The sequence below is a fragment of the Hornefia butyriciproducens genome (genome assembly GCF_009695915.1).
Classification (GTDB): Bacteria; Bacillota; Clostridia; order Peptostreptococcales; family Anaerovoracaceae; genus Aminicella; species Aminicella butyriciproducens.
On record NZ_VUMZ01000008.1, the window covers coordinates 118,802 to 128,480 of the forward strand.

Genomic DNA, 9,679 nt, shown 5'->3' on the forward strand with positions numbered 1-9,679 from the left:
ACTTCAACATAAAGGAATACGGCGGTGATCCGATGGATGGGCCGCCGTTTCCTATTGCAAAATCAAACTGATTCATTGTCGCATTCGGGATAATTTGAACTATATGTTCATATTATGACCGTTTCGAGTTAGATGGCAGACGAGGTTGCCACATTTTTGGTTTTTTTCGAGAAATGTGGCAGATTTTCCGACCGATGGGCTTTAAGGAGGCTTCGTTATCGTCAATTTACGATGTGATGTATCAGTTCCGACCAAATCGAATCATACCGGTAGGTATTGCAGATCGGGGAATGACAGATATTAGAGTTTGCGGCCAGTTGCGGGGAGTCGGCCGGTCAGTCGCGAGTGCTGTTGGTCGCGTGGGGAGGCAGCCAGCCGGTCGCAAATACAACGCCTGCGTAAGTGCCGCCGCCCGCTCGAAAGTCAGACGACCGGCCTCAATCCATATTCTTCAAGGCTCGGGCCATGGGGATTTTTCGTATTCGACGCATCAGTAGTTTATGTATCAGGAAATACGCTGCCAGACCGATTGCCATCATTTCCGGATAGATGCGGTGCGGAATATAAAATGGAATCCAGCCTGTCATGCTGAGAAGAAATGATTTCCACAACGCCCGGAGCAGTAGCGTACTGAGGAATGTACTGAAAACCAGCGCCAGCACTACGACAATTCCGGTAGCGCGATTGTACAGCTTCGCAACCTCTTCATCCGAATATCCCAGAATTTTAATCATGGAAATCGCGTCACTGTTTTTGTTCACAATCAGCTGCGCCAGAAGATAAATAATCAGCATGTACAGAAGTACCGAAAACCCGGTGAGGACATCAAATATCCTGCCCATAGAATCTTCCAACTGGTTAGAAACCTTTTTCAGGTCAGATTCCGTAATCACCGTCGAAACATATTTGTCCTTCAGGTCGCGAATCTTCAGGTCGGAAAAATAGCCGTTGAAGTATCCGCCGTATTCCTGGAAAGTCGCTTCAAACGCAGGCCGCGACATGAACAGTGCGAAACCGATATCGTAATCATATTTCCCGGCAATGCGGAAACTGTACTTTTTACCGCTGTATTTTTCCCGAAGCGTAATCCGGTCTCCGACCTTCAGGCCATATTTCTCCATATAGCCGCTGGAAGCAATCACCTCGCTGTCCCTATCCGGCAGCTCCAGATCCAAATAGATAGAATCATAGCGAATTCCGTAAACACTGATTTCATCTTTTTCATTAACTTTCAGCGACTTCAGGGCATACTTCTCTGCATTGTGCGTACGAACCGGAACGGGTGCTTTCAGTACATACTGATAGCGGGCAATCTGGGATTTATCCACCAGACTGCTGTAATGAGAAATCAGCGGCTGAAGCATCAGGCCGAACAAAAGCAGTACACTGGCGAAAAAGATACCAACTGCCATGATCAGATATGCCGTGCGATTTTGCAGAATGATTCGGAGGCGAAAGCGGGACAGGAACGGCAGTCGCAGCGAACGGTCATTCCGACTGTCGCGGTATCCGTCGCAGTGCGGGTCACGATGCGAGCCATAGGGTCCGACGCGACCCATGTCGCGGCGCCCGTCGTAGTGTAGGTCGCGGTGCACATTGCGGTGCAAGTCGCGGCGCAGAAACTGCAGCGGTCCGATCCGAAATGTCCAGTGCAGCACAAGGGCGTCGATAATCGTGATCAGAATGCAGGGAATCACTGTAGTCAGAAGGAAAGCGGTCCCGCTCCACAGCGTATGATACGATGTCAGAGAATAACTGTTGTAGTACAGGTCCGCCATATAGCCCTTTATCACCGTGTAGCCGAGAAGATTTCCCGTCAATGCGGCCGCCAGCGTCACTATCGTTGGAAGAGCCAGATAATGCCGCAGCATTTCACCCCGCGTATATCCGGACGCCCGAAGCGTACCGATAGCTCCGGCTTCCCGTTCAAGCGTCGTCCTGGTTGTGACGCCGAAGATAAAGCCCATGACCACGATGATGATATACAGAAACGTGATAAACATACTGCGGTCTCCGCCCATGTCGTCACCGGTAAAATTAATCGCCTGATTATCACCTCTCTGCACCAGATTCTCCACATCACCGTGCTTTACAAGCGTTCGTCCGATCCGATCCGCCAGTTTGTTCTGCTGCTTTTCAGTCAGACTGCTGTCTTTGTTCTTCCAGGCATACTGATAATGAAGCTGCGATACTCCGAGCCGCTGAAACCCTTTCGGCGTCGTCACCGCAACCCCGAAGTGCGTCGCGTCAAACATCGTGTCCCCGTTATTCTGAAACAGTGCACTGTAGTCCGCCAGAGCCACATATCCGCTGACACAGAAGTAATGTCCGCTCACCTTAACAGTATCCCCAACATCAATATCATTGTTCACTGCGAAGAGCCGGTCCAGCGCGATTTCCCGTGGAGTGGCCGGCATCCTGCCGCGCAGCAGATCCTGCCCGTTTATCTTTGTACGAGATTTAAACACCCGGAGCGTGCGCCCACTCCTCATCGACTCTTCTTTGTAGTACAAAGGATACACCCTGACGCCGCGGCGTTCAACCGCCCGGATCAGTGACGCATCCGCCTTCTCCTTCATCACAAAATGACCGTCCTCAACATTATACTTCTGAAAACTCTGCTTGTAGGCATAGCGCATACTGTCATCTGCGACCAGAAAGCCGGAAACAATCGCGATCGTCATCGACAAAAACAGGAAAAGGGCAATATACTTGCCCGCTTCTTCCCTCAACTCTCTTCCGATCCTTTTTCTCAATGGATTTTTCATGCTGTCTCCTCAGTCCTAATCATTTCGGGTTCGCGGCGGCCGTTACCGTCTCAGAGCCTCAGCATCTGTTATCGTCACGCATCTCCGGCGGCAGTTACCACTCCAGATCCGCAGCTCTGAGCTTCGCCGCATTGCGCGTGTTTTCCATGATCCTCCCGTCACGCAGACGCAGAACCTGATCCGCCATCCTTCGCAGTGCATCGTTATGCGTCACCAGAATCACGGTAGTCGCGTACATCTTATTGACATCCTCGATCAACTTCAGAATTTCCCTGGAGGTTTTGTAATCCAGAGCTCCCGTAGGCTCATCGCACAAAAGCACGTCCGGCTTTTTTACCACCGCACGACCGATGGAGGTTCGCTGCTGCTGTCCTCCGGAGAGCTGATTGAGTTTTTTGTTCCTGTGCTCCCACAGGCCGAGAACCTGCAGCAGCTCATCCACTGAAAGGGGACGATCGCTCAGATACGCCCCCACCTCGATGTTCTCTCTCACAGTCAGATTCGGAATCAGATTGTACGCTTGGAACACATAGCCCAGATGCCTGCGTCGGTAGCGCGACAGGCCGTTCTCGTCCAGCCCGATGATCTCATCTCCTCCGATACAGACCGAACCGCTGTCCACAGTTTCAATGCCTCCCAGAATGTTCAGCAGTATAGACTTTCCGGAACCGGAAGGCCCCAGAAGTACACAGATATCGCCCGCCTCAACGCCGCAGGTAATGTCATGCAGAACCTCCGTGCGACTCTCCCCATCTCCAAAAGACTTGAAGATGTGATTCATTTCAAGATACATCAGTTTTCCCTCCCAGAATATCTGTTCACACTGAAACCGCAAGCCGATCCAGCGACTTCCCGCAGGTCAGCTGCCGTGTATAGACACGAGTACACTTCCGAAAACGATCGAAGATTTTCCGGGCCTGTTCCTCATCGTCGTAAACCTTCCAACACCCTGAAAATTTACAGCCCTCTGCACCGTTTTCAATGAACCCCCGCACGTCCTCCGGAGGATAACCCAGAAACAGTCCAATCTCATGGGGAAAGCTCCGGTTTCCTTCCAGACGACGCATTCTCTGCATCATCTGGATTAGACATCCGTTCACCGTGTCAGTGCAATAGCCGCAGCTGTTCAGAATGCGTCTGGCTCGCGGATCCTCCAGGTCTGATGCGAGGTGAGCCGGACGAAACAGATACAGCATGGCTTTCTCCGCCGAATGACGCAGCGGCAGAATGCGCAGCCCTTTCGGCGAAAGCATCCGGTTCAGCTCACGCAGATCACGATACAGGGTTTCCCTGTCCTCCACGGCACATGTGAAAATGTTTCCGGTCTTCAGTCCCGCCAGTGTCGGCGAACAGTGACGAATCAAAAGTTCTTCTGATGTTCTGGTCATATTCCTTTCCTTCCTGTCTGTATGCCGGTCCGGCGTCTTCCCTGATGTCCGTCCGCCCGCTTCTCGTCATCCCGCGAGACAGGCGCTCTACGTCCGGCGGCTGTTCTGATGTCCGGCCTCCACTCTTCGCCATCCCGCGAGCGGACCCGAAGTCTTACGCATGCTTTTCCATAATGTCCCTGAGCGATGCCATGGAACTGGAATGGGAGCGCACGATCACCGTATCCTTTCCTTTTGTTCTCGCCAGAGCGCATTTCACCATCTTATGCGAAACCGTACTGGTAAACAGGACCATCAGGTCCGGGCTTCCGATCTTTCTTTTCATCGCCTCATTATAGTTTACAAACACCTTCGCTTTGCAGTTGTACTCCTTGCACAGATCCTTGTACTGACAAATCATGCACTCATTGCCTCCGATGATTACTACGCTCATTTAGATCCTCCATTTCCTCAGTCTCGGTCAGTCTGTCCAACGCATTTGGTTAAACACCTCTAACCTGAGTTTAAAAAAATATATGTTTTCCGAAGTTGAATCTCCGGCATTCCCGCTGAGACCTTGCGGGCGCGGGATTCGGCGAAAGCCGAATCCCGGAGCACCAGCACAGTTATACAGACGTAAAGTTTTTGTCCGGCATTTCCGTGGCGACAATGCAGGCAATCGCGTGAATCTCTCCGGAAGTCAGCGCCAGTCCTGTTTTAGGCAGATTGTCCACCAGCGCGTCCACATTTTCCGAGATCCTCCGTGCGATCTGATATCCGCTGTCGGTCAGATGAACCTTTCCGTACCGCTCCTTCACCAGAAATCCCCGTTCCTGAAGAGATACCAGCATTGTCGACACAGAAGGCTTCGACACCGACAGTTTTCTGGCGATGCCGGAAGATGATACCTCAGGCGTCTCCTTCGCGATCTCATAAATCGCCAGCAGATATTTAAGATGTGAACTCGTGAGCTTCATTTCGCGCCCGCCTTTTTCATTTTCTCCATTCTTTTAAGTTCCTTCTGCATTTTCACCGCGTGGCACGAGCCGCTCATCGAGCAGCCGGCACACCGGTCACCGCAGGCCTTCGCCGCCCGCTTACCGCGAACGATATGAAAGACGGCCATCGCCATCAATGCCGCGACGATCAGACAAATGATTATATCTGTCATATTGCTCACTCCTTCTTCAGATTTGTTATTTCAATCCTGCCGGGCTTCGTCAGTTATTTCGCGCCGCTCAGGCAGGCGCGCCTTCGTGAACCCGCAAACGTCCTCTTTTGTTCGGATCCGGACGGAACAGCAGATAGAGAATGAGTACAGCGACGACCAGGGCAACCACTGTCGCTGGGCCGAACGCAACCTGCCCGATTGCCAGCCCTCCCAGCTGATACACCATCAGCGCGATCATGTAGGACGCCACATTCTGGAAGGCAATTGCGAACCAGAAGAACTTTCTGCTTCCCATCTCCTTCGCAAGCGTTGAGATCGCCGCGAGGCAGGGAGAATCAAACAGGTTGAAGAACAGGAACGAAACTGCTGCGATACTTGTCGGAAAGAATCCGTCGAAGGCAGTTCTCATCGTGGAATCGTAGCTTTCTATCTCGCCCAGCCCCGACAAAACTCCCATGGTGGAAACGATGCCCTCCTTCGCGACAAAGCCGCTGAGGGAGGAGGCGACGGCCTGCCAGGTCCCGAATCCGAGGGGAACAAAGATAAATGCAATCGCTCCGCCGATAACGGCCAGAAGGCTGTCCTCCGAATCCACCAGGCCGAAGGTTCCGTCCTTGACGCCAAAGCTCGCCAGGAACCACATAACCACGCAGCAGAGGAACAGAATCGTTCCGGCCTTTTTCAGGAATGCCCAGACTCTCTCCCAGACATGAAGCAGAACTCCCTTTGCTGAAGGAATATGATACTGCGGCAGCTCCATGACGAATGGCGCCGGTTCTCCCGCATACGTTTTCATTTTCTTCATGATGATACAGGAAACGATGACGACAATGATTCCCGCAAAATACATGGTCGGAGCAACCCACCAGGCGCCTCCCATCAGATATCCGCTGATTGTCGCGATGACCGGAAGCTTGGCTCCGCAGGGAATGAACGTGGTGGTCATCATGGTCATTCTCCGGTCCTTCTCATTTTCAATGGTCCTGGTCGCCATAATTCCCGGTACTCCGCAGCCCGAAGAAATCAGGAACGGGATGAAGCTCTTTCCGGAAAGTCCGAATCTGCGGAAAATCCGATCCATGATGAACGCGACACGCGCCATATACCCGCAGTCCTCCAAAATCGAGAGGAACAGGAACACGATCGCCATCTGTGGCGCAAATCCGATCGGCGCAGCAAGACCTCCGATGATTCCGTCCACAACCAGAGAAACCACCCAGCCGGAGGCACCGGCTCCCTCCAGAGCGCTCTGCACGCCCGGCTGAATCCATGCGCCGAACAGTGTATCATTTGTAAAATCCGTAACGATCGTACCGATGGTGGTCACTGAAATATAATAGACTAAGAACATGATAACGGCAAAAATCGGAAGTGCCAGAATACGGTTCGTCACCACCTGATCGATTTTATCGGAAACGGAAAGCTCGTGACGTGCTCTCTTCTTGCGGATGGAATCCGATACGACAGTGTTGATATACGCATATCTCTGATTAATGATGATGCTTTCCGCGTCGTCATCCATTTCCTTTTCGCAATCTACGATGTGCTGCTCCAGATGCTTCATCAGCGAACGGTCCAGCCCCAGCTCTGCGATGACCTTCTCATCGCGTTCAAAGAGCTTAATTGCATACCACCTCAGGTTTTCTTTGTTCACAAAACCCGAAATCGACTCTTCGATATGCGCGATAGCGTGCTCCACGCTGCCCGTAAACACATGAGGCGGCTCCGCGGGCACCCTGCTCTGCGCAGTGCGGATCGCCTCCTCCGCGAGCGCCAGTCCACCTTCGCCTTTGACCGCACTGATCGGAACGATCTCACATCCGAGACGCTCGCGCAGCTTACCCGTGTCGATAAAATCACCGCTTTTCCGAACCAGGTCCATCATGTTCAGAGCGATGACTACCGGAATGTTCAGCTCCAGCAGCTGTGTCGTAAGGTACAGATTCCGTTCGATATTGGTTCCGTCAATAATGTTGATGATGACGTCCGGACGCTCGTTGACCAGATATCTTCTGGTGACGACCTCCTCCAGTGTGTAGGGAGACAGGGAGTAAATTCCCGGCAGATCCTGGATGATCACATCCTCATGTCCCTTCAGCTTTCCGTCCTTCTTCTCCACTGTTACACCCGGCCAGTTGCCCACGTACTGGCTGCTTCCGGTCAGGTCGTTGAACAGCGTCGTTTTACCGCAGTTCGGGTTGCCCGCAAGAGCAATCTTGATACCCATCAATAACTTCTCCTTCCTTTGTCGTCCGAGCCTGTGCTCTGAAATTCCAATCATATTTAATCGCTTTCAGTCGATGTGCGCATCAGCGTGTTAGTTAGATATGCCTAACTCCTGTACAAAACAAGAACAGAGGGCTACGCCCTCTCTACTTCGATAATCTCTGCCTCCGCCTTCCGGACAGACAACTCATACCCTCTGACCGTCAGTTCCACGGGATCGCCGAGGGGCGCTACCTTCCTGACAAAAACCTCCGTACCCTTCGTCAGCCCCATGTCCATGATTCTCCGTTTGGTCGGTCCCGCGCCGTTGATCCGAGTAATCCTGACCGTCTCGCCCACCTTCACATCTTTCAGTGTTTTCATGCTCATGCCTCCTCTATATCATAATTCTATTGGCCATACTCTTGTCCAGAGCGATGCGGCCGTCTTTTACCTGAACGATGAGATTTCCTTTGATCTCGTTCACCACGGTCACTCTGCTTTCTACTACAAAACCAAGTTCGGCGAGGTGCTGCCGTATCTTATCGTCTCCGGTTATTTTACGAATCACCACGGTATCACCCTTATTCGCTAATGTGATCGGCATCATAGCCAACTCCCTTCGTCTACAGACATTTTAAATTCCGTGCCGGGCGCATTTTTCGCACCGCTTCCCAATATCGCCTCGATATTATCGGCGGCGATGCAGGCAGACCATGCAGATTCACTGGCGTCCGCGATAGTTAGTTATATCTAACTCTTTCACAGAAATCAGCGGTTAACCTTTTCTAACCACTTGTTAGTTTAATATCTCTAACCGCTTTTGTCAAGCGCTGATGAGAAAAATCTTCGCCTCTATTCTTCCTGCACGTTGATATACATACTTTCGTCGCTCATCTTATTCATTTCAAGAAGCCTGAATCCGTCTTTTTTATTCTTTTTTTTCATATCATCCACCCTTCTTTCACCCTTATTTCCGGATTTCTACGGTTCCGTCCCGTTACTAACGGGCCTTAATCAGCCCGCACTGCCTGATGCGTGCTCTGCCATCGAATATACTTGAAATGTCTATAATACAATGACCTTATCTTATATTATACGCAATAATGGCAATACCGCATATATAAATTTTGCATTTCTTCAGTATAGGCTTCATTTCATCACAAATTATACTGAATTCCCGGCAAAACGCTAAAGCGTGCCCGGAGACAATGTGCATTAGTCAATCATATCAAAGCATGCCCGGCGCTGCATCATATCAAAGCATGCCCCGGAGAAAATTTATTGAAAAACAAAGAGAATTATGATACTCTACAATAAGATATCGCTTAGCATCTGTTCCCGGAGTTCCGGGTGTATTCAGCTGCAAAATCTGCATTACAACAGAAAGAATCGAGGAAACATTATGGCAATCAATAAATCAGCGGAAGATTATCTGGAAGCTATGCTGATGATGAAGGAGGAGCACGGTTATATCCGTTCCATCGATATCGCCGGCGCATTGGGCGTTACCAAGCCGAGCGTTTCCTATGCCACCAGGCACCTGCGCGAAAGCGGTCATATCACGATGGATCAGGACGGTCTGATCACGCTGACCGAATCGGGCATGAAGATAGCGACAACCATTTACGAGCGTCACCGCGTGCTGACAGACTTTCTGATCAGCATCGGCGTAAATCCGGAAACCGCCCGGGATGATGCCTGCAAAATCGAACATGACATCAGCGAAGAGAGTTTCGATGCCTTCTGTCGGTATACAGGCGCTAAACGACAGTAACCGCGTTCTCTTACGTCGTCCGGAAGTCCTTTGTAACTTTCGGGCGGCGTTTTTCTTTGTATGCGATTCCTTCTTTGCACCCGTAAAAAAAATCGGTAAAAAGATACCGTTTATGAGCAAATCACCGACGACGACGCGACAATGCGGTATTACTGTGCCTGCCGAAGGAGCGGACCGTTAAATATATTTTTAAATTCCATTTGTGTAAGACTAACTTCCACATTGCTGAATTTACTCCTGCACAACTATATAATGAACATATGATCACCTGTCTGCGCAATGAGGAGGTTTTTATGAGTAAAGATATCAAAAGTGACCACAAGCATCTGACACTGTCAGACCGTATCTACATCGAACAGGCTCTGATTCGCGGAGACAATTTCAGGATGAT

General features: G+C 50.8%; 10 protein-coding genes. 1 reads left to right on the forward strand and 9 read right to left on the reverse strand.

Annotation, left to right across the window (positions count from 1 at the left end; translation table 11 throughout):
* Positions 1-437: 437 nt before the first annotated feature.
* The 9 genes from FYJ64_RS09090 to FYJ64_RS09130 all read right to left on the reverse strand — a co-directional run bounded on the left by FYJ64_RS09090 (position 438) and on the right by FYJ64_RS09130 (position 8,118).
* Positions 438-2,768, reverse strand: coding sequence for an FtsX-like permease family protein (locus FYJ64_RS09090; protein ID WP_154574835.1), 2,331 nt, complete (start codon positions 2,766-2,768; stop codon positions 438-440).
* A 94-nt stretch (positions 2,769-2,862) separates the two neighbouring features.
* Positions 2,863-3,561, reverse strand: a complete 699-nt coding sequence (locus FYJ64_RS09095; RefSeq protein ID WP_154574836.1) for an ABC transporter ATP-binding protein — start codon at positions 3,559-3,561, stop codon at positions 2,863-2,865.
* 25 nt (positions 3,562-3,586) lie between these two features.
* Positions 3,587-4,156: a DUF3793 family protein gene (locus tag FYJ64_RS09100; RefSeq protein ID WP_154574837.1), complete on the reverse strand. Its 570-nt coding sequence runs from the start codon at positions 4,154-4,156 to the stop codon at positions 3,587-3,589.
* A 154-nt stretch (positions 4,157-4,310) separates the two neighbouring features.
* Positions 4,311-4,589, reverse strand: coding sequence for a DUF2325 domain-containing protein (locus FYJ64_RS09105; protein WP_075714062.1), 279 nt, complete (start codon positions 4,587-4,589; stop codon positions 4,311-4,313).
* Positions 4,590-4,761: 172 nt separating this feature from the next.
* Entirely contained in the window at positions 4,762-5,112 is a 351-nt protein-coding gene (locus FYJ64_RS09110) for a metal-dependent transcriptional regulator (protein WP_154574838.1), read from the reverse strand.
* Positions 5,109-5,306 (reverse strand): FeoB-associated Cys-rich membrane protein, encoded by a 198-nt coding sequence (locus FYJ64_RS09115; protein WP_154574839.1) that lies wholly within the window; start codon positions 5,304-5,306, stop codon positions 5,109-5,111. The genes FYJ64_RS09110 and FYJ64_RS09115 overlap by 4 nt, the downstream gene beginning before the upstream one ends.
* Positions 5,307-5,373: 67 nt before the next feature.
* Positions 5,374-7,533 (reverse strand): ferrous iron transport protein B, encoded by a 2,160-nt coding sequence (gene feoB, locus FYJ64_RS09120; protein ID WP_154574840.1) that lies wholly within the window; start codon positions 7,531-7,533, stop codon positions 5,374-5,376.
* Positions 7,534-7,667: 134 nt separating this feature from the next.
* Entirely contained in the window at positions 7,668-7,895 is a 228-nt protein-coding gene (locus FYJ64_RS09125) for a FeoA family protein (protein WP_154574841.1), read from the reverse strand.
* A 13-nt stretch (positions 7,896-7,908) separates the two neighbouring features.
* Positions 7,909-8,118 carry a FeoA family protein gene (locus tag FYJ64_RS09130; RefSeq protein WP_427811187.1) on the reverse strand — a complete coding sequence of 70 codons (210 nt, stop codon included), beginning with the start codon at positions 8,116-8,118 and terminating at the stop codon, positions 7,909-7,911.
* A gap of 798 nt (positions 8,119-8,916) precedes the next feature.
* Here FYJ64_RS09130 and FYJ64_RS09135 point away from each other — a divergent pair.
* Positions 8,917-9,288: a metal-dependent transcriptional regulator gene (locus tag FYJ64_RS09135; protein WP_154574843.1), complete on the forward strand. Its 372-nt coding sequence runs from the start codon at positions 8,917-8,919 to the stop codon at positions 9,286-9,288.
* Positions 9,289-9,679: the final 391 nt, after the last annotated feature.

Bases quoted from the DNA above. Each gene is read 5' to 3' on its own strand.
- feoB (WP_154574840.1), bottom strand. From the start codon at position 7,533: ATGGGTATCAAGATTGCTCTTGCGGGCAACCCGAACTGCGGTAAAACG.
- FYJ64_RS09105 (WP_075714062.1), bottom strand. From the start codon at position 4,589: ATGAGCGTAGTAATCATCGGAGGCAATGAGTGCATGATTTGTCAGTAC.
- FYJ64_RS09130 (WP_427811187.1), bottom strand. From the start codon at position 8,118: ATGCCGATCACATTAGCGAATAAGGGTGATACCGTGGTGATTCGTAAA.
- FYJ64_RS09100 (WP_154574837.1), bottom strand. From the start codon at position 4,156: ATGACCAGAACATCAGAAGAACTTTTGATTCGTCACTGTTCGCCGACA.
- FYJ64_RS09110 (WP_154574838.1), bottom strand. From the start codon at position 5,112: ATGAAGCTCACGAGTTCACATCTTAAATATCTGCTGGCGATTTATGAG.
- FYJ64_RS09095 (WP_154574836.1), bottom strand. From the start codon at position 3,561: ATGTATCTTGAAATGAATCACATCTTCAAGTCTTTTGGAGATGGGGAG.
- FYJ64_RS09090 (WP_154574835.1), bottom strand. From the start codon at position 2,768: ATGAAAAATCCATTGAGAAAAAGGATCGGAAGAGAGTTGAGGGAAGAA.
- FYJ64_RS09135 (WP_154574843.1), top strand. From the start codon at position 8,917: ATGGCAATCAATAAATCAGCGGAAGATTATCTGGAAGCTATGCTGATG.
- FYJ64_RS09115 (WP_154574839.1), bottom strand. From the start codon at position 5,306: ATGACAGATATAATCATTTGTCTGATCGTCGCGGCATTGATGGCGATG.
- FYJ64_RS09125 (WP_154574841.1), bottom strand. From the start codon at position 7,895: ATGAAAACACTGAAAGATGTGAAGGTGGGCGAGACGGTCAGGATTACT.